Raw genomic sequence first — 19,765 nt, 5'->3', positions numbered from 1 at the left:
CCGCGGATACCGCACAGCCGGGCAGGTCGAGCTCCATAATTATCCGTAATTACAGAGCCCGCCATGCGAGTCGTCCCCAGCTCCCTCCACGCCGAAGTCGCGCACGCCCTGCGGCAGCGCATCTTCGACGGCGAGCTCGAGCCCGGCTCTTTCCTGGACGAGGTGGCGCTCGCCGAGGCGATGCAGATCTCGCGCACGCCGCTGCGCGAAGCGCTGAAGGTGCTCACCGCCGAGGGCCTGGTGCGCCACGAGCCGCGGCGCGGCTGCTTCGTCGCCGAAGTGACCGAGCAGGACCTGGACGAGATCTTCCCGGTCATCGCGCTGCTGGAGGGCCGCTGCGCGCACGAGGCCGCGCTGAATGCGACCGACGCCGAGCTGCAGGGGCTGCAGGTCCTGCACGAGCGGCTGGCGCGGCACGCGAAGGCCCGTCGCATCAACGATTACTACGAGACGAACTTCGCGATCCACGAGGCCATCATCGGCCTGGCCGGCAACCGCTGGCTGGCGCAGGTGATCGGCGACCTGCGCAAGATCCTGCGGCTGGCCCGCCAGCAGCAGTTGCGCGCACCGGGTCGTCTCGCGGTGAGCCTGTCGGAACACCTGGCGGTGTTCGCGGCATTGAAGGCACGCGATGCGCAGGGCGCCGAGGCCGCCATGCGCACCCACATCACGCGGCAGCGCGAGGCGCTGCGCGAATTGACGCGCGACGAGCGCAGGAAGGTGGCGGGATGAGGACGAGCGAATGGTTCACCAAGGGTGCGGCGCTGCTGCGGCCGGGCCTCGAGCCGCGGGCAGTGGCCGCCGATGCGGCCGTGGCCGAGCGCGTGCCGCGCACCACGCGCGAACGGCTGCAGGCCACCTTGCGCCGGCACCAGGAGGCGCTTTCGCCGCGCGTGCTGCGCCGCACCCTGTCGGAGCTGCAGGCCATCGTCGATCCGCGCGTGAGCGAGGTGGAAGGCGCGCGCCGGGCCCATGCGCTGGCCGACTGGTACGCGAAGGCGACCACCGAGGAACGGCGCGATTGCTGGCTGCTCATGAGCGAGCAGTTCGCGGCCGACCCGTCGAAGGTCAAGGCGGCGCGTGAGCGCTATGAAGCCGCGCTCGGCACGCCCGAAGAAGCGCATGCCGAGATCGCCTTGCGCCGCGCGGTGCAGTCGCCGCGCACGCGCCTGCTGCAGCGCTTCGCCGGCTATCCGGGCGGGATGCGGTTCCTGGTGGACCTGCGCGCCGAACTGCTGCCGCAGCTGAAATCAGACCGGCGCCTGCTCGCGCTGGACGCCGAACTGGAGAGCCTGTTCTCCACCTGGTTCGACGTCGCCTTCCTCGAGCTGCGCACCATCAGCTGGGACTCGCCGGCTTCGCTGATCGAGAAGTTGATCAAGTACGAGGCGGTGCACGAGATCCGCAGCTGGGGCGACGCGAAGAACCGCCTGGACAGCGACCGGCGCTGCTACGCGTTCTTCCATGCCAGCCTCGATGGCGAGCCGCTGATCTTCGTCGAGGTGGCGCTGACCGGCGAGGTGAGTGACAGCATCACGCCGCTGCTGGACGAGTCGGCCGAGCCGGCGGACCTGTCGAAGGCAACGACCGCGATCTTCTATTCGATCAGCAACACGCAGGCCGGCCTGCGTGGCGTGAGCTTCGGCGATTCGCTGATCAAGCGCGTGGCCGAGACGCTCAAGGCCGAATTCCCGCGGCTCAAGACCTTCGCCACGCTGTCGCCGATCCCGGGATTGCGGCAGTGGATGCAGAAGAACGCCCCGGCGTCGCTGCTGCAGGCGCTGGACCAGCCGTTGTCGCTGGGGCCCAAGTCGCCCGAGCGCGCGCAACTGCTCGCGCTGGCCGCCCGCTACCTGGGCAAGGAAACCGACAAGGGCAAGCCCTGCGATCCGGTGGCGCGCTTCCACCTGGGCAACGGTGCACGCGTGGAGCGCCTCAACTGGGCTGCGGATCCCTCGCCCAAGGGCATCAAGCAGTCGTACGGCCTGATGGTGAACTACCTGTACGACCCGAAGCGGCTGGACAAGCACCGCGCCATGCTCTCGCAGGGGCAAATCCCGATTTCGAGCGCCATCGAAGCCCTGTACGGTTGAGGACGCTGCCACCGGCAGCTCCCACACAAGCACAGGAGAGAAGAAAGATGATGCAGTCCGGTATGACCCGGCGTGACCTGCTGGGCGCGGCCAGCCTCGCGGCGCTGTCGCCAGTGGCGTTCGGTCAGAGCACGTGGCCCGCCAAGCCGGTCATGATGACCGTGCCGTTCCCGGCCGGCGGCGGCACCGATGCCTTCGCGCGACCGCTGGCGGCGCAGTTCGCCAAGCAGACGGGCAAGCAGCTGGTCATCGACAACCGCGGCGGCGCGGGTGGCACGGTGGGCGCCACGCTGGCCTCGCGCGCCGCGCCGGACGGCTACAACCTGTTCATGGGCGCGGTGCACCACACCATCGCGCCGTCGATGTATCCCCGCCTCGACTACGACCTGGAGAAGGACTTCGTGCCGCTCACGCTGGTGGCCAGCGTGCCGCAGGTGGTGGTGGTGAATCCGCGCCGCGTCGACGCGCCCAACGTCAAGGCCTTCCTCGAGCAGTTGCGCCGCAACCCGGGCAAGTACAACTACGGCTCGGCCGGCAGCGGCACCTCGCACCACCTCGCGGGCGAGCTGTTCAAGCAGCAGACCGGCACCTTCATCACCCACATCCCGTACCGCGGGGCGGGTCCCGCGCTGCAGGACCTGATCGCGGGCAACGTCGACATGATGTTCGACGGCCTCGGATCCTCGTCCAACCACATCAAGGGCGGCCGCATCAAGGCCCTGATGGTCGCGGGCAACAAGCGCAACGCCGCCATCCCGGACGTGCCCAGCGCCGCCGAGGTGGGCCTGCCGGACTACGTGGTCAGCACCTGGTATGGCCTGTGGGCGCCCAAGGGCACGCCGGCCGACCTGCAGGCGCGCATCGTCGACGAAGTGCGCAAGGCGATCCAGACCGACGAACTCAAGGCGATCTGGGCGCAGCAGGGCGCCGAATTTCCCAACCTCACGCAGCAGCAGTTCGGCACCTTCGTGTCGGGCGAGGTCAAGCGCTGGGCCGCCGTGGTGAAGGCCTCGGGTGCCAAGCTCGATTGAAGTGCGGGGCGGGGCCGGCGCGCCCCGCTATGCTGCTGCCCGCGCGGCGGACTCCATCGCCGCCAACGCCTTCCGCCAGCACGCCTTCCGACCCGAATGAGCACCCCCAACCAGAACCTCTTCGCGGCGCTTCGCGCCGGATTCCCTGCCGACCTCGACACCATCGCCGTCGAGACCGACGACGAACTCGCCTACAGCTGGCGCGACATCGAGCGTGCCACCGCCATGCTGGCCAACCTGCTGCAGTCCCTGCAGCTGCCCGAGGGCTCGCGCATCGCGGTGCAGGTGGAAAAGTCGGTCGAGGCCATGCTGCTGTACCTGGCCACGCTGCGCGCCGGCTACGTCTTCCTGCCGCTGAACACCGCCTACCAGAGCGCCGAGATCGAGTACTTCATCGGCAACGCCGAACCGGCCGTGGTGGTCTGCACGCCGAAGAACTTCGGCTGGGTGAGCAAGATCGCGTTCCAGGCCGGCACGCACAACGTGTTCACGCTGGGCGACGACCGCACCGGCTCGCTGCTCGATCGCGCCGCCGTGCACAGCGACCGGCACGAGATCGCGCAACGGTCCGCCGACGACCTGGCGGCAATCCTCTACACCAGCGGCACCACCGGGCGCAGCAAGGGCGCGATGCTCACGCACGGCAACCTGCTGTCCAACGCGCAGGTGCTCAAGGACTACTGGGGCTGGCAGTCCGGCGACGTGCTGATCCACGCGCTGCCGATCTTCCACGTGCATGGCCTGTTCGTCGCGCTGCATGGTGCGCTGCTCAATGGCAGCACCATGCTGTGGCAGGCGAAGTTCGATCCGAAGAAGGCGATCGCCGCGATGTCGCGCGCCACCATCTTCATGGGCGTGCCGACGCTGTACGTGCGCATGCTGGCCGAGCCGGCGCTGACGCGCGAAGCGGTCCGCACCATGCGCCTGTTCATCGCCGGCTCGGCGCCGCTGCTGCCCGAGACCTTCAATGCCTGGCGCGAGCGCACTGGACACACCATCCTCGAGCGCTATGGCATGAGCGAGACGGTGATGCTCACGTCCAACCCGTACGACGCGAAGCTGGGCGAGAGGCGCGCTGGCACCGTCGGCTTCCCGCTGCCTGGCGTGCAGCTGCGCGTGGTCGGTGACGATGGCGGCGAGCTGCCCACCGGCGAGATCGGCGGCATCCAGGTCAAGGGCCCGAACGTGTTCAAGGGCTACTGGCGCATGCCGGAGAAGACCGCCGAGGAATTCACCAGCGACGGCTGGTTCAGGACCGGCGACGTCGGCAAGGTCGACGAGCGCGGCTACGTCAGCATCGTCGGCCGCAGCAAGGACCTGATCATCAGCGGCGGCTACAACGTCTACCCGGCCGAGGTCGAGGGCTACATCAACGAGATGCCCGGCGTGGCCGAGAGCGCGCTGGTCGGCGTGCCGCACCCCGACTTCGGCGAGGTGGGCGTGGCCGTGGTGGTCGGCAAGTCCGGTGCGTCGCTGCAGGCCGAGGACATCATCGCGTCGCTGAAGGCGCGCCTGGCCAACTTCAAGATCCCCAAGCGCTGCTTCGTGGTCGAGGAACTGCCGCGCAACACGATGGGGAAGGTGCAGAAGAACCTCCTGCGGGAGCAGCACAAGGCCTTGTTCCAGGGCTGACTGACGCGCACTAGATCTGCACCCGCGTCCCCAGCTCGATCACGCAGTTGTCGGGCAGCCGCAGGAAGTCGGCGATGTTGCCGGCATTGCGCGCCATGAACGCGAACAGCTTCTCGCGCCACGGCTTCATGCCCGGCTGCCGGGTCGGGATGATGGTCTCGCGGCTGAGGAAGTAGGTGGTCTCGAACAGGTTGATCGGCAGCTCGCCGCAGTCGCAGCGGACCAGGGCCGCCGGGATGTCGGGGATGTCCTTGAAGCCGTAGGTCACCGTCACCTTCCAGAAGCCAGGCACCAGCGGCTGCGTCGCCACGCGTTCGCGCTCGGGCACCCACGGGACGTCCTGGAACACCACGGTGAGAATCAGGTTGCGTTCGTGCAGCACCTGGTTGTGCTTGAGGTTGTGCAGCAGGGCTTGCGGCACCGTGTCGGGATTGGCGACCGCGTACACCGCGGTGCGTCGCACGCGCGGCATGCCCTCCGCGGCAAGGGCCTCCAGGAACGGCAGCAGTTGCGGGTCGCCTTGCGTGATGCTGCGCAACAGCAGCTCGCGGCCGCGGCGCCAGCTGGCCATCACCGTGAACAGCGCCATGCCCAGCACCAGCGGGAACCAGCCGCCTTCCATGAACTTCAGCGAACACGCCACGACCATCACGAGGTCGACCGCCAGGAAGATGCCCGTCGCGCCACTGGCCAGCCACAGCGGAAAGCGCCATGCACGCCGCACGACGAAGTACGTCAGCAGGGTGGTGGTGAACATCGTGATGGTCACCGCGATGCCGTAGGCCGACGCGAGCGCGGACGAACTGCCGAAGCCGAGCACCGCGAGCACCACGGCCACCAGCAGCATCCAGTTCACCACCGGAATGTAGATCTGCCCGATCTCCTTCGCGGAGGTGTACATCGTCTGCATGCGTGGCAGCAGCCCCAGCTGGATCGCCTGCTGCGTCAGCGAGTAGGCGCCCGTGATCACTGCCTGCGAGGCGATGATGGTGGCGGCCGTGGCCAGCACCACCGCGGGCAGGAGCATCGCATCGGAGAACAGGTGGTAGAAGGGCTGCTCCAGCGCAGCGGGTTCGCGCAGCAGCAGCGCGCCCTGGCCCAGGTAGTTCAGCGCCAGCGAGGGCAGCACCAGCCCTGTCCAGGCGATGCGGATCGGCCGCTTGCCGAAGTGGCCCATGTCGGCATACAGCGCCTCGGCGCCGGTGAACGCGAGCACCACCGCACCCAGGATGACGAACACGTGCCAGCCTTGTCGCAGCCCGAAGCGCAGGCCGTTCAGCGGATCGAGCGCGGCCAGGATCGCCGGGTGGCGCGCGATCTGCACGATGCCGACGGTGGCCAGCACGAGGAACCAGGCGCCGATCACGGGGCCGAACAACTTGCCCACGGTCCCCGTCCCGAAGCGCTGCATCGCGAACAGGCCGATGAGGACGGCCAGCGACAGGGGCAGCACGAACGTCTTCAGCGCCGGCGTGGCGACCTCCAGGCCCTCGACGGCGCTCAGCACCGAGATGGCCGGCGTGATGACGCTGTCGCCGTAGAACAGCGCGGCCCCGAAGACGCCCACCAGCAGCAGGGCCAGCCTCCGTCGCGGTGTGCTGCCGGCGGCCTTTGCCGCGAGCGCCGTGAGGGCCACGATGCCACCCTCGCCGTTGTTGTCCGCCCGCAGGATCAGCAGCACGTACTTGAGGGTCACGACGAAGAAGAGGCCCCAGACGATGAGCGACACCGCGCCCACGAGGTTGGCCGTGTCGAGGGCGAGGCCATGCGCGGGGTTGAAGACCTCCTTCATCGTGTACAGCGGGCTGGTGCCGATGTCGCCGTACACGACGCCGAGGGCGCCGAGGGTCAGGGCCGCCTGGCTCTCCCGTTTCACTGTCGTCGTCATTGCCGCTCCCGGGTTGTTGGAGAACGGCGAGTGTGTGAACTGCAGCGTCAGGAAAGCATATGGACACTAGCCTGCGGCGAGGCGGTAGCCGACGCCAGTTTCGGTGAGCAGGTGCCGTGGCTCGGCGGGGTCGCGCTCGATCTTGGCCCGCAGCTGTCCCATGTACAGGCGCAGGTAGTGCGTGTGCTCGGTGAACTCCGGCCCCCACACGTCCGACAGCAGCTGGCGGTGGGTCACCACCTTTCCGGGATGGCGGGCGAGCCGGGCGAGCAGGTTGTATTCCGTCGGGGTCAGGTGGACCGCGTCGCCGTCCACGGTGACGCGACGCGCGTCCAGGTCGATGCGCAGGCCGGCATGCTCGTGCACGCGCGTGCTCGGATCGACCGTGGTGCCGCGATGCCGCAGCGAGACGCGGATGCGGGCCAGCAACTCGCCGACGCTGAACGGCTTGGTGAGAAAGTCGTCGGCGCCGGCGTCCAGCAGCTTGACCTTCTCGGCCTCCTGGTGGCGCGCCGACACCACCAGGACCGGCAGGTTGTGGTGGCGGCGGATGTCGCGCACGAGGTCGGCGCCGTCGCCATCCGGCAGTCCCAGGTCGAGCAGCACGATGTCTGGCTGCGCGTGCCGCAGCAAGGCGGACGCCTCGCTCACCGACACCGCGGTGCGGACCTCGAAGCCTTCCGCGGCGAGCGAGGACTGCAGCAGGGTCCGGATCTCGCGGTCGTCCTCGACGACCAGGACCTGCAGGGTCATTGGATAACCTCCGCCCTGCGGGCCGCGGTGCCATGAGCCTTGGGAGCGGCCCGGCGGCTCATGCGGCTTCCGGCACCGGCTGCACGGCTTCCACGGGAAGGCGCAGGACGAAGCTGCTGCCCCCGCCGGAACGTGGCACGCGGGCCAGCTCGCCGCCATGCGCACGTGCGATCGCGCGGCACACGGCCAGGCCGAGACCGGTGCCCCGCGGGCCGGCCCGGTCACCGCGACGGAACGGCTCGAAGATCACCAGTTCCTCGCCGGCCGCGATGCCATCACCGCGATCGTCGACCGCGATGTCGATGTGCCCGCCCCGCTGCGACGCGGTCAGCTCGATCGCGTCGGCGCTGTACTTCAGCGCGTTGTCCAGCAGGTTCTCCAGCAACTGCGCCAGCAGCACCGAGTCCGCCCGGATGAGGGGGAGGCCGGTATCGACCTGCGAGTGGATGCGCCGCGAGACATCGCGCGCGCGCACCCGCGCCAGCACCGCACCGACGATCTCCTCCACCGACTGCCAGTCCAGCACCAGCTCACCGGCGTTCTCCAGCCGCACCAGTTGCAGCGTGTTGTCGGTCAGGCGGACCAGGTGCGTCGTCTCACCGACGATAGTGCCGAGCAGCCGCTCCTGCTCGGAGGGCGGGAGCTTGTGCCTCTGCATCTCCAGCGAGGTGGCGGCGGCCATGATCGAGGCGAGCGGCGTGCGGAAGTCGTGCGAGATGGCGGCGAGAAACGTGTTCTGCGCCTTGTGCCATTGCGATTGCTCCTCGGCTTCGTGCACGGAAGCGGCGAGCTTCATGCGCCAGAGGGCCTGTCCGGCCAGGGCAGCGATGGCCTGCGCGTGGTCCAGGCCGGCAACGTCGCGTGCACGCACGTCCTGCACGCACGCAGCGCCCGCGATGTGGCGCTCGGATGCGAGCGGCAGGTACCAGGCGCCGAGGCCCGGCCACCGGCCCGTCCCGGGCCCGAGGACGGCCGCCTCGCGGATGCAGGCCAGCATGCCGTCGCGCAGGGTGCGGTGGTCCTCGGGAAGCTGCAGTTTGCCCTCGGGCGAGAGCAGGGCAACCAGGCAAGGACCCGGGAAGGCGCGAGCGAGATACCGTTGCGCGAGCACATGCACGTCGGCGGCGCTGGAGGCGTCGGCGAGTTCCGCTGCCAGCTCCTGCAGCTGGCGCGCGCGGCGTTCACTGCGGCGCGCCGCCTCGGCGTCCCGTCGCGACGCGTCGGCGAGGTGGCTGATGACGAGCGCGACGCCCAGCATTGCCACCAGCGCCGACACGTTCTCCTGTGCGTCCACCTGCAGCGTGTAGCGCGGCTCGATGAAGAAGAAATTGAGGCAGAGGGCCGCGCCGATGGCGCCGAGGAGGGCGGCCGTGCGCGAGACGGTGTACGCGGCGAGCACGACCGCCAGCACGTACAGCATCGCCTGGCTGGTGAGCCTTGCGCGTCCATCCAGGGCCAGGTTGATGGCCGTGGCGCCTGCGATCAACGCGAGCACGATGGCAGCGTCGCGCCGCGGCCGGTCGGGCGGCGGCTCGACGAGGTGCAGGTCGGAACTGGGCGTCATTGCCGATGCAGGCTAGCACCGGCCGCGTCAGGATGGTGTTAGGGCGTGACGTCCCCGTGGACGCACGCCACGCCACGCGTGCTCAGCCGGCCGTGAGATCGCGCACCACGTCCGCCACCATCTGCACCAGCGCCGGCCCGAGCTCCGCGTCGCAGCGGCGCGCCGGCACCAGCATGGCCGGCGAGGTGACGCTGAACGTCATCAGCAGGCCATCGATCGGCGAGTGCAGTGGCACCGCCACCGCGTTCACTTCCGGATTCAGGTCGCCGTACGAGCGCGTGAAGCCCAGCGTCTGCAGGTCGTGCTGCGCCCTGGCGCGGTGTTCTTCCAGGGGCGTGCCACCGTGCACCGATCGGGCGGCGAGTTGCCGCGCCACCGCGTCGACCTCCACCGCCGGCGCACTGGCCAGCCAGGCGCGGCCGGACGCCGAGGTGGCGATCGGCAGGCGGGTGCCGACGCGGTGCTGCACGAGCACGGGCGCGTCGCCGCGCACGTAGTCGAGGTACATCATCTCCAGCCCGTCGCGCTCGCTCAGCGCGAGCGGGGCGCGCAGGCGGGCCACCATTGCTTCCATGTGGCCGTGCGCCGCGGCGCGGACGCCGCGCGCACCCAGGAAGCTGCGCGCGATGCCGACCAGCTTGGCGCCGAGCCGGTAGCGGCCGCTGGCGGCCTCGAACCGCAGGTAGCCCAGTTCACACAGCGTGACCGCCAACCCGCGGACGACATCGGGCGGCAGGGACGCGCGCTGCGCGATCTCCTTGATGCCGAGTTCCGGGAAGACCGGACTGAAGGCTTCCAGGACAGCCATCGTCTGGGCTGCCTCGCGGACGAATTCATCGGTGGACGGCTGCATGGATGCGGCAGGTGGTGGACGAGGGCATCGGCGCGGAGACGGAGTGGTCACTATCATAGAGGCACATCGCATGTGCGACGGCTGTGTAACGCAGCTGCGACTGCGATGCGACGGAGTGACTGGACGGTGCTCAGCTAGACTGACGAGGTGCGCCTGCCCCGTCCCTCCCGGCATCCCGCGTCCATCCGGACCCGGCTGATCCTGCTGGTGCTGGCCGTGTGGGTGCCTGCGGTCGCCGGCCTCGCGCTGCAGGCGCGCTCGACCTACGTGCAGCAGGAGCGGCTCGCGCGCGACAGCGTGCGGCAGGTCGCCGACAACCTGAACTCTGCCATCGAAGCGGAACTCGACAAGCGCCGGGTCCTGGCGCAAGCCCTGGCCGTCACGCGCGCGGTGCGCGAACGCGACTTCGCGAAGTTCGACGAGCAGGCGCGGCAGGCGGCCGCGGGCACCCGTGCGACGGTCATCCTCGTGGACCGCACCCAGCAGTACGTCTACACGGGGTTGCCCGAGCGGCGACGCGTGCAGCGGCTGCCTGGCGCGCCGTTCGTGACCGGCGGGCCCCAGGTGTTCTTCGTGCCCCAGGGCCCGATTTCGGGCCGGCCTGCGATCGCGCTGTACGTCCCCGAAGCAAGCCGCGACCCGCCGGAGTTCAACATCGGCGTGCCGTTCCCGCCGGACGACGTGCAGGCGATCGTCGACCGGCAGGCGACCCCGGCCGGGGGCGTGTCGTCGGTCATCGACCGCGAGCAGCGCGTGATGGCCCGCAGCCGCGACCCGGCGCGCTGGCTCGGTGTCACGGCCAGCTACACGCCGCTGCGCGAGCTGGCCAACCGCGGCGGTTCGGGATTCCTCGAGACGCTGACGCTCGATGGCGTGGCCTCGCTCACCTACGTGGCGCGGCGCAATGCATACGGCTGGCACGCGGTCGTCGCGTTGCCGATGGCGACGTTGCGTCGCACCGCCGAGCGCCTGACCCTGCAGGCCGTCGCCGTGTCGGGCGTGCTGCTGCTGATCGGCCTGGTGCTGGCCATGCTGTCGGCGCGCTGGATCAGCCAGCCGGTGCTGCAGCTGAAGTCGGCGGCGGCCGACCTGGGTCGCGAGCAGGTGCCGCCGGTGCTGCGCAGCGGCGTGGGCGAGCTCGACGACGTGAGCGCGGCGCTGCATGCAGCCGGCGTGCGCATCCAGCAGACCGAGCGGGTGCTGGAGGCGCGCGTCGCGGAGGCCGTGCAGGCGGCCGAGGTCGCGCAGGCCAAGCTGTTCGAGGCCCGCAAGCACGAGGCGATCGGGCGCCTCACGGGCGGCGTGGCGCACGACTTCAACAACCTGCTGCAGACCATCAGCATGGGCCTGCAGGTCGTGCAGCGCACGGTCCACGAAGGCTCGCACAGCCGCGCGCTGGGCGCGGCGCTGTCGGCCTGCGGCAAGGCGGCCGACCTGGTGCGGCAGATGCTGGCGTTCGGACGACCGCACGCCCTGCTGCCGCGGCCCGTGTCGCTGGAGGACCTGCTGCTGCACAGCCGCGAACTCACGGCCAAGGCCGCCGGCGAGCGGATCCGCCTCGTCGCCCAGGTCGCACCCGGCACGCCGCCGGTGCTGGCCGATCCCACCCAGCTCGAACTGGCACTGCTCAACCTGGTGTTCAACGCGCGCGACGCGATGCCGCAGGGCGGCACCGTCGCCATCGAGGCCACGGGCGTGGCTGCGTCCGACACGATGCAGCCGGCCCTGGTGCGCATCGACGTGGTCGATGAGGGACTCGGCATGGATGCGCCCACGCTCGCGCGGGTGTTCGAGCCGTACTTCACGACCAAGGCGCCCGGCGTGGGCACGGGCCTGGGCCTGCCGCAGGTGCAGGCGTTCGCGAAGCTGTCCGACGGCGACGTGCGCATCGAGAGCGTCGTGGGCCGGGGCACGCGCGTGAGCCTGTTCCTTCCGGCCGCCATCGACGGTGCCGCCGTGCGAGAACCCGCCGCCGCGCCGCGCCCGCGGCCGGATCGCCTGCTGCACGTGCTGATGGCCGAGGACGACGTGCTGGTCGGCTCGGTCGTGCCCGCCGCGCTGGAGCGCGAGGGGCATCGCGTCACCTTGTGCCGATCCGCCGACGAAGCGCGAGCCCTGCTGGAGAGCGGCGCGCGCTTCGACGTGCTGTTCACCGACGTCGTGATGCCGGGCAGCCTGACCGGCCTGGACCTCGTCGCCTGGTGCCGCGAGCACCTGCCGGATCTGCCGGCGCTGGTGGCCACCGGCTACTCGGTGGACCAGCCCGATGTGCGCGTGCGCGTGGTGCGCAAGCCGTACGGCGTCGACGACCTGCTGGCGGCGCTGCATGCCGCCGTGAGCGGCGCGCCGACCTCGCTGCCGGCCTAGCGACTGCCAGCCTTCAGGCGGGCGCTTCCTCGGCGGCGATCTGCCGCAGTGCGCGCGCGAACACCTCGGGCGGCTGCCCACCCTGGATCAGGTGGCGCTCGTTGACGATCACCGAGGGCACCGCGTGGATGCCCTGCGAGGTGTAGAAGCGCTCCCGCTCGCGCACCTCGGTGGCGTAGGTGTCGCCCGCGAGGATGGTCCGCGCCTGCTCGACATCGAGCCCGGCCGCCTCGGCCGCGTCGAGCAGCACCTGGTGGTCGGCCAGCCCGCGACCCTCCCCGAAGTACGCGTGCAGCAGTGCCTTCTTGAGCGCCAGCTGCGCGCGCAGGTTGATCTCGCCGGCCCAGTGCAGCAGCCGGTGCGCATCGAAGGTGTTCCAGACGCGGCGGCGGCCTTCGCGCTTGAACGGCACGCCGACGGCCGCGGCGCGCTGGCGCAGCGCCTCCCAGTTGGCCGCCTGCTGCTCGGGGCTGGAGCCGTATTTCTGCGCCAGGTGCTCGGTGGCGTCCTGGCCTTCGGGGCCCATGTGCGGATTGAGCTCGAACGGCTGGAAGCGCAGCTCGGCCGTGATCTCGCCGTCGAGCTCCCGCAGCGCCTGTTCCAGCGAGCCCAGGCCGACGGCGCACCAGGGGCACGCGACGTCGGAGACGAAATCGATCTTGAGGGTGGCGGTCATCGCGCGATGGTAGTGCGCACCGCTCCGGCGTGCAGCGGCCGGGCCGGCGTGCCCCCTCGCCTTGCCTGATTGCGTGCGTCGCGGCGAACAGGTTCCAGTCAGGCGTTCGTTTGCAGAATCACCAGCGTTGGCGTGTGGCTCCCCTTCAGGTGGGAAAAGTGCTTGGCCTGAACACCGCCAATCTTCGGCCCCCGCGGTTCGCGCCGTGGGGGCCCTTTTCTTGGTGCGGTCAGGAGGCGAAGTGCCGGCCGCGGTGCAGGTCGGCGCGCGTGTACGGCACCGAACGGCCGCTGAGCTTGAGTGACACGCGCGTGACGATTGCGTGCGAGGGCAGCAGCACCGGCTCCCGCGGCGTCCACGCCAGCCAGAAGGCGAGGCCGAAGGCCAGCACGCGCGGCAACGCCATCGGTTGCGCGTGCCGCAGCGCCAGCAGCGCCGTCGCGCTGGCGGCCGCGCCCAAGGTGAACCCCAGCACCACCTCCGACGGCGAGTGCGCGTCCAGGCGCACGCGCGAGACCGCCACCGCCAGCGCGAACGCATAGGCGAGGCCCACCGCCCCGATGCGCCAGCCGCGGCCGAGCCGGCGCGTGGCGGCATGGGCCAGCATCGGGTAGACCGCGGCGGCGAACATCGAATGGCCCGAGAAGCCCGTGAAGTCGAGGCTGGCGATGCCCACGCCGAAGCCCATGAACGCGATCTTGGACGCAGTGGTCAGTGCCACGGCCGCGGCCAGCGGCAGCAGCCAGGCCAGCACGGTGCGCCACTCGCGCGTGGCCAGCGCCAGCCAGCCCGCCAGCAGCAGTGCGCAGGGGATCAGGATGCCGGCTTCCCCGAAGCGGGTGACGACATGCCAGGCGCCGGAGGGCAGGGACGGAAACGACATGGCCCGCGATGCTACCGGCTGGCCCAGCCCGGCAGTGCAGGCCGCGACGAGTTGCACGCCGGCGCGCGCGATGCCGCGCAAAAGTGCCAGCCGGGAATCACCTGGGCGCGCTGCGCGCCCGCATCGTCACCTGGTACGCCTCGATGCGCGGCAGCAGCACCTGCCGCCGCGCCAGGCTTGCCGCCGGCCACAGCTGCTCGCGCTCGTAGTACTCGGCGACTGCCGGAACGCCGGGCGGCAGCAGCACCCAGGGCTGCTTGCTCGCGGTGAAGATGTGGATGTCCGGAGGCACCAGGTCCGGCTCGTCCAGCGTGCCCACGCGTACGAAGCACACCAGCGGCCCGGCCCCGGCATAGTGGCTCCAGACCGCGATCCTGCAGCGCGGGCACCGCGCGATGTCCTGGCCCTGGCCGCTGGCCGAGGGCGTGTGCACCAGCTCCGGCGCGCCGGCCAGCACCACCACGCGATCGGCCTCGATCATCGCGTTGAGCGCAAACGAGGCGCCCGACTCGCGCTGGCACCAGCGGCAGTGGCAGCAATGCACGAACAGCGGCCGGTCGAGCATCCGGTAGCGCACCTGCCCGCAGTCGCAGCCGCCGTCGAGGGGGAAGGGGGCTGTCGCTGTCGTCATGCGAGGCTCACAGCGCCTGCAACACCAGCCGCGCGAACTCGGGCAGCTGGGCCACGCGCGGCACGTCGCGCTCGCCAAGCGCCGCGGTGGCGCTGAACCACACGCTCTGGACGCCGAAGCGCGCCGGCCCGCGCATGTCCTGGTCGAGCGAGTCCCCCACCATCGCGATGGACGTGGCGGGCACGTCCAGCCGCTCCGACACGGCGCGCCAGAAGGCCGGCTGGTCCTTGCGGCAGCCCAGCTCGGTGTAGCAGAACACGTGCGAGAAGAACTGGCCCAGGCCCACGCGCGCCAGCGCACGCTCGATCTGCGACGTGTCCGAGACCGACGCGTTGGTCGCGATGCACAGCGGCACGTGCCCGTGCAGCATGGCCAATGCGTCCCGGGCACCGGTCATTGCCCGCACCTCGGGCCACACGCCCATCGGCATGTCGGCCGGGCCGGCCTCGGACATCAGCGTGCCGCCCCAGTCGAAGCAGACGGCGCGGATGGGAGGGGTGAAGGTGGGTTGCACGGAGTGGTTATAGCGCGGCTGCTTCCGGCACCGCGGTCCCCACGGGTCAAGCCCGCGACGACACGAAGAGGGCTATCGCCCCTTCGCGGCCTTCGCGAGCAGCACTTCCAGCACGTCGATCTCGGCCGGCTTCACGAGGTGTTCGTCGAACCCGGCTTCGCGCGTGCGCTGGCGGTCCTCGGACTGGCCCCAGCCGGTCAGGGCCACCAGCAGCATCTTCGCGCGCTGCGGATGCGACGCGAGGCGACGCGCCACTTCGTAGCCGTCCATGCCCGGCATGCCGATGTCCAGCAGCACGAGTGCCGGCGCCTCGGACTCGACCGCGGTCACGGCGTCGGGGCCGCCGTACACCACGCGGGTGCTGGCGCCCATCATCTCGAGCATGTAGGCCAGGCTGTCGGCGGCGTCGTGGTTGTCGTCCACCACCAGCACCGAAGGCCCGCCGGTGTTCGGCGCCCGCACCGGCGCGGCGGTGCTGCCCGGTTGCGCGGGCTCGGGCCCGGCGGCGATCGGCAGGCGCACTTCGAACGTGCTGCCCTGGCCGGCGCCGCCGCTGGTGGCGCGCACCGAACCGCCATGCAGTTCGACCAGGCTGCGCACGATGGACAGGCCGATGCCGAGGCCGCCCTGCGCGCGCGAGGCGGAGCGGTCCACCTGCACGAAAGGCTGGAACACTTCCTCGAGCATCTCGGGTGCGAGGCCCAGGCCGTTGTCCTGCACCTGCACCACGGCTTCGGCGCCGTCGCGCCAGCCGCGCAGCGTGATGTGCCCGCCGGGCTCGGTGTACTTGGCGGCGTTGTTCAGGAGGTTGGCGAACACCTGCCCCAGGCGCAGCGGGTCACCATCGACCATCTGGCCACCCAGTGCGTCGACATCGACGTGCAGCGAATGGCGCGCGGTCTCGACGACCGGTCGGCTGGATTCGGCCGTGCCGGCCAGCAGGTCCGCCATGTCCAGCCGCGCGCGCTGCAAGGCCACCTTGCCGGAGGTGATGCGCGAGACCTCGAGCAGGTCGTCCACCAGCCGCACCAGCTGGTCGATCTGCCGCTTCATCATCGCCTGCACGCGGGCGCCGCCATCGGGGCCTCCGCCCAGCGCGAGCAGCTGCACGCCGTTGCGCAGCGGCGCGAGCGGGTTGCGCAGCTCGTGCGCGAGCGTCGCGATGAACTGGTCCTTGCGACGCTCCACCTGCTGCAGCGCCGCGTGGGCCTGCGCCAGCGCCTCGGCGTTGCGCCGCGACTCGTCGATGTCGGTGGACGTGCCGTACCAGCGCACCACGCGGCCGCGCGAGTCGTGGATCGGCACGGCGCGCGTGAGGAACCAGCGGTAGTTGCCGGCGCGATCGCGCAACCGGAACTCGCACACCAGCGGGGTGCCGGTGGCGAAGGCCTCGGTCCAGCGCGCGAACAGCACGACCGCATCGTCGGGATGAGCGGCGCCCGCGACGTCCTCGCGTGCGGCCGTCGCCAGTCCGGTGTAGGCATGCCACTGGCGGTTGACGAATTCAGGCGTGCCGGCGCCGTCGGTGACGTAGACGATCTGCGGCAACGACTCGGCCATGTCGCGGAAGCGTTGCTCGCTCTCGCGCTGGCGCTGCTGCACCTGGGCGCGCTCGAAGGCTTCCCAGCAGCGCGCCGCCACGGCCTGCACCAGCTGGACCTCGGCGTCGGACCAGTTGCGTGGGCCGCGCTGGTGGACGGCGATGGCGGCCACCAGCCGCTCGCCGCGCAGCACGCCCGCCACGACCTTGGCGCCGATGCCAGCCTGTGCGTAGCTCGCGCGCTGCTCAGCCAGTCGCGGATCGGTCGCGGCGTCGTGCACCACGAACGGCCTGCCTTCGAGCATGGCCTTCCCCTGCTCTCGGTTGTAGTCACGCAGCAGCACCGGGCCAAGGCGCGATCCCATGCCGTTGGCTCGGAACTCGCCGCAGATCTGGGCGGTGCCCGCCGGGGCGTCCAGCAGCGCCCACACGCAGCGGTCCGCCTGCAGGTGCAGCGCCAGCGCGCCCACCGCCGCATCGAGCACCGCCCGCGGATCCTCGATGCGTTGCACCAGCTGGCCGAAGTCGGACAGGAAGCGCTGCCGCTCCTCGCCTTCACGCAGCGCCTTGTGCACCAGACGGTTCTGCAGCACGTCGCAGAAGTGGAACGACAGGCCGCCCGAGGCGACCGGGAAGATGCTCACCTCGAACCAGCCGCCCAGCGGGTCGTAGGGCGCGTCGAGCTTGGCCGGCACGCGGTCGTGCATGGCGCGGCGGAACGGGCCCTCGAAGGGCGAGCCCAGCAGCTCCGGGAAGGCCTCCCACAGCGTCATGTGCAGCAGCGCCTCGCGCGCCCGGCCGTAGATCTTCTCGGCGCTGGCGTTGACGTAGGTGAAGCGCCAGTCGCGATCGACCGCGATGAAGCCCTCGGCGATGCTCTCCAGCACCTGCTCGACCTCGGCACGCAGCTGCTGCTCGCGCTCGACCGCCTCGCGCCGCACCTGCGCCAGCCGCAGGGTGCCCGAAACGCGCGCCAGCAGCTCGCGCGCGTGGAACGGCTTCACGAGGAAGTCGTCGGCGCCGGCGTCCAGTGCCTGCACGCGCGCGTCCTCGGCGGCGTTGGCCGACAGCATGATGACGGGCAGGGTGGCGGTGGCCGGATCGGCGCGCAGCCGCTGCAGCAGCGTGAAGCCGTCCATGCGGCCCATCATGACGTCGGTGAGCACCAGGTCCGGCATGCCTTCGGCGATGCGCTGCAGCGCCTGCCAGCCGTCGCCGGCGGTGCGCACATCGTGTTCGCGACCGAGCAGCCGCGCGAGGTAGCCACGCATCTCGGCGTTGTCGTCCACGAGCAGCACGTTGCCCCGCTGGCCCTGCCGGGGCGACGGTTCCCACGGCGCGCCGGGCTCGCTGACCAGCGACCCTCCGGTGTCCGCCGCATCCTGTTCCCACAGGTCCGGGGCGAGCCACGCCTCCATCTCGTCGAGCCAGCCGACGGCGTGCGCGGGCGGCACATCGATCGGGGCCGGCGTGTGCGCGACCCGGGCGGGCGGAAGATGCGCGTGGCCGAACGGCAATGCGATGCTGAACGTGCTGCCGACGCCGAGCAGGCTCTCCACCTCCGGCTGCGCGCCGTGCATGCGGGCCAGCTCCGCCACCAGGGCCAGGCCGATGCCCGTGCCTTCGATGCTACGGCCCTGTGCGCCTTCGACGCGGTAGAAGCGCTCGAAGACGCGGGACAGGGAAGCCTCGGGGATGCCCAGCCCGGTGTCCTGCACCTCGAGCCGTGCCGTGGCGCCCACTGCCCGCAGCCGCACCTGCACCGTGCCTGCGGTCGTGTACTTGATCGCGTTGGACAGCAGGTTGAAGACGATCTTCTCCCACATCGAGCGGTCCACGTAGACCAGCTGCGGCAGGGGCGGGCAGTCCACCTGCAGCGCGAGGCCTGCCTTGCGCGCCGCCGAATCGAAGAAGCTGGCCAGTTCGGCGGTGAAGGCGGACAGGTCGACCGGCTGGAACCGGGCCTGCATGCGGCCGGCCTCGATGCGCGAGAAGTCGAGCAGCGTGTTCACCAGCCGCTGCAGGCGGCGGCCGTTGCGCTGCGCCAGGGTGAGTGCCTGGCGCGCGCCTTCATCCAGCCCCGCGTCCTCCAGCAGGTCGGCCAACGGGCCCAGCACCAGTGACAGCGGCGTGCGCAACTCGTGGCTGACGTTGGAGAAGAACGTGGTCTTCGCGCGATCGAGTTCGGCCAGCGCGCGCGAGCGCTGTTGCTGCTCCTCGAAGCTGCGCGCATCGGCGATGGCGCCGGCCACCTGCTGGGCGACGAGGGTGAGGTAGTCGTCGTAGTCCGCATCCAGCGGGCGACGCGGATTGAGTCCCGCGATCAGGAACCCCGCGGGCGTGGACGGCGTGGGCGACGGCAGCGGCAGCACCAGGGCATCGCGCACCGCCTCCGGCCAGGGCCCTGCGGGCACCGCCGCGAGCCGATCGATGCCGGGCACATGGCGTGGCTGGCGCGTGGCCTCCACTTCGGCGAAGCACCACGGCTTGCCGTCGCCCACCTCGATCTCGGCCGGCCCGAGAAGCGGCTGGGCGGCGACGTTCGCGGTCTGCGCGACCAGGCGCGCCACCGGCCCATCCTGCAGGTAGAACAGCGCGAACGGCAGGTCGTGGGTGTTGGAGGCGAGTGCGGCGACGGCGCTCTCGCAGGCCTGCACCGGGCTGGTCGAATCGAGCAGGGCCGAGGACAGCGTGCGCAGGCTCTGCAGGCGGCGTTCGCCGAGCACCCGGCCGGTCTCCTCGGTGCAGATGCAGAACACGCCGCCCACCTCGCCCTGGTCGTTGAAGCACGGGCTGTACGAGAAGGTGAAGTAGGTCTCCTCGGTGTAGCCCTTGCGTTCCATGACCAGCAGCACGCGGTCGTTCCAGGTGGCGCTGCCTTCCTGCATGACGACGTCGAACTGCGGGCCGACGACGTTCCAGATCTCGCCCCAGGTCTCGCGGAAGCTGCGGCCCAGCGCCCACGGATGCCGCGCGCCGAGCACCTCGATGTAGGCGTCGTTGTACAGCGCGGTGAGCTCCGGGCCCCAAAGCACGAAGCCCGGATAACGCGACCCGAGCAGCAGGCGCACGGTGCTCTTCAGGCTTTGCGGCCAGGTGTCGGTCGACCCCAGCGGCGTGGCCGCCCAGTCGAAGCCGGAGATGGCCGCCGCCATGTCGCTGTCGGCGATGGCACGCGCCTTCGCCGTCGCGCCGGCCAGCAGCGAGGTTCCGCCGGCCGCCGTCTGCGGTGCGCGGGGAGACGCGATGGGTACGTGCGTGGACTCGCTCATGGATGGCATGCAGTCGTCCTGCACCGGATGCCTCTGCACAGGTGCGGGCCGCTATTTGGCCTCAGCGT

General features: G+C 70.8%; 14 protein-coding genes. 5 read left to right on the top strand and 9 right to left on the bottom strand.

Annotated features, from left to right (window positions below; translation table 11 throughout):
- Nucleotides 1–63: 63 nt before the first annotated feature.
- From ACPWT1_RS19150 to ACPWT1_RS19135, 4 genes are all read left to right on the top strand, one after another.
- On the top strand, nt 64–732 hold the full coding sequence (locus tag ACPWT1_RS19150) for a GntR family transcriptional regulator (protein WP_427912718.1): 669 nt from the start codon (nt 64–66) through the stop codon (nt 730–732).
- Nucleotides 729–2,093 carry a malonyl-CoA decarboxylase gene (locus ACPWT1_RS19145; RefSeq protein ID WP_427912717.1) on the top strand — a complete coding sequence of 455 codons (1,365 nt, stop codon included), beginning with the start codon at nt 729–731 and terminating at the stop codon, nt 2,091–2,093. Before ACPWT1_RS19150 ends, ACPWT1_RS19145 begins: the two co-directional genes overlap by 4 nt.
- Before the next feature lie 47 nt (nt 2,094–2,140).
- The gene (locus tag ACPWT1_RS19140) at nt 2,141–3,124 is read left to right on the top strand and encodes a Bug family tripartite tricarboxylate transporter substrate binding protein (protein WP_427912716.1); all 984 of its coding nucleotides are present in this window, start codon (nt 2,141–2,143) and stop codon (nt 3,122–3,124) included.
- A gap of 96 nt (nt 3,125–3,220) precedes the next feature.
- Nucleotides 3,221–4,756, top strand: a complete 1,536-nt coding sequence (locus ACPWT1_RS19135; protein ID WP_427912715.1) for a malonate--CoA ligase — start codon at nt 3,221–3,223, stop codon at nt 4,754–4,756.
- A 10-nt stretch (nt 4,757–4,766) separates the two neighbouring features.
- Here the strand turns inward: ACPWT1_RS19135 and ACPWT1_RS19130 are convergent, their stop codons facing one another.
- The 4 genes from ACPWT1_RS19130 to ACPWT1_RS19115 form a co-directional block, all read right to left on the bottom strand.
- The gene (locus ACPWT1_RS19130) at nt 4,767–6,644 is read right to left on the bottom strand and encodes a potassium transporter Kup (protein WP_427912714.1); all 1,878 of its coding nucleotides are present in this window, start codon (nt 6,642–6,644) and stop codon (nt 4,767–4,769) included.
- 66 nt (nt 6,645–6,710) lie between these two features.
- Nucleotides 6,711–7,397, bottom strand: coding sequence for a response regulator (locus tag ACPWT1_RS19125; protein WP_427912713.1), 687 nt, complete (start codon nt 7,395–7,397; stop codon nt 6,711–6,713).
- A gap of 58 nt (nt 7,398–7,455) precedes the next feature.
- Nucleotides 7,456–8,961, bottom strand: coding sequence for a sensor histidine kinase (locus ACPWT1_RS19120; protein ID WP_427912712.1), 1,506 nt, complete (start codon nt 8,959–8,961; stop codon nt 7,456–7,458).
- Between the two features lie 82 nt (nt 8,962–9,043).
- Nucleotides 9,044–9,814, bottom strand: coding sequence for an IclR family transcriptional regulator (locus tag ACPWT1_RS19115; RefSeq protein WP_427912711.1), 771 nt, complete (start codon nt 9,812–9,814; stop codon nt 9,044–9,046).
- 147 nt (nt 9,815–9,961) lie between these two features.
- Between ACPWT1_RS19115 and ACPWT1_RS19110 the strand changes: the two genes are divergently transcribed.
- On the top strand, nt 9,962–12,181 hold the full coding sequence (locus ACPWT1_RS19110) for an ATP-binding protein (RefSeq protein ID WP_427912710.1): 2,220 nt from the start codon (nt 9,962–9,964) through the stop codon (nt 12,179–12,181).
- Nucleotides 12,182–12,194: 13 nt separating this feature from the next.
- Here ACPWT1_RS19110 and ACPWT1_RS19105 read toward each other — a convergent pair whose 3' ends face one another.
- The 5 genes from ACPWT1_RS19105 to ACPWT1_RS19085 form a co-directional block, all read right to left on the bottom strand.
- Complete coding sequence (locus ACPWT1_RS19105) at nt 12,195–12,857, bottom strand: DsbA family oxidoreductase (RefSeq protein ID WP_427912709.1); 663 nt, start codon at nt 12,855–12,857, stop codon at nt 12,195–12,197.
- A 229-nt stretch (nt 12,858–13,086) separates the two neighbouring features.
- Nucleotides 13,087–13,740, bottom strand: a complete 654-nt coding sequence (locus ACPWT1_RS19100) for a phosphatase PAP2 family protein (protein ID WP_427912708.1) — start codon at nt 13,738–13,740, stop codon at nt 13,087–13,089.
- A gap of 97 nt (nt 13,741–13,837) precedes the next feature.
- Entirely contained in the window at nt 13,838–14,371 is a 534-nt protein-coding gene (locus tag ACPWT1_RS19095) for a GFA family protein (RefSeq protein WP_427912707.1), read from the bottom strand.
- Between the two features lie 7 nt (nt 14,372–14,378).
- On the bottom strand, nt 14,379–14,885 hold the full coding sequence (locus ACPWT1_RS19090) for an HAD family hydrolase (protein WP_427912706.1): 507 nt from the start codon (nt 14,883–14,885) through the stop codon (nt 14,379–14,381).
- 72 nt (nt 14,886–14,957) lie between these two features.
- Entirely contained in the window at nt 14,958–19,706 is a 4,749-nt protein-coding gene (locus tag ACPWT1_RS19085; RefSeq protein WP_427912705.1) for an ATP-binding protein, read from the bottom strand.
- Nucleotides 19,707–19,765: the final 59 nt, after the last annotated feature.

Origin of the sequence: Ramlibacter sp. MMS24-I3-19, from assembly GCF_050320135.1 — a bacterium.
Taxonomy (GTDB): Bacteria; Pseudomonadota; Gammaproteobacteria; order Burkholderiales; family Burkholderiaceae_C; genus Ramlibacter.
The sequence above is the reverse complement of the archived record's forward strand: the minus strand, read 5'-3'. Positions and strand labels throughout refer to the sequence as shown.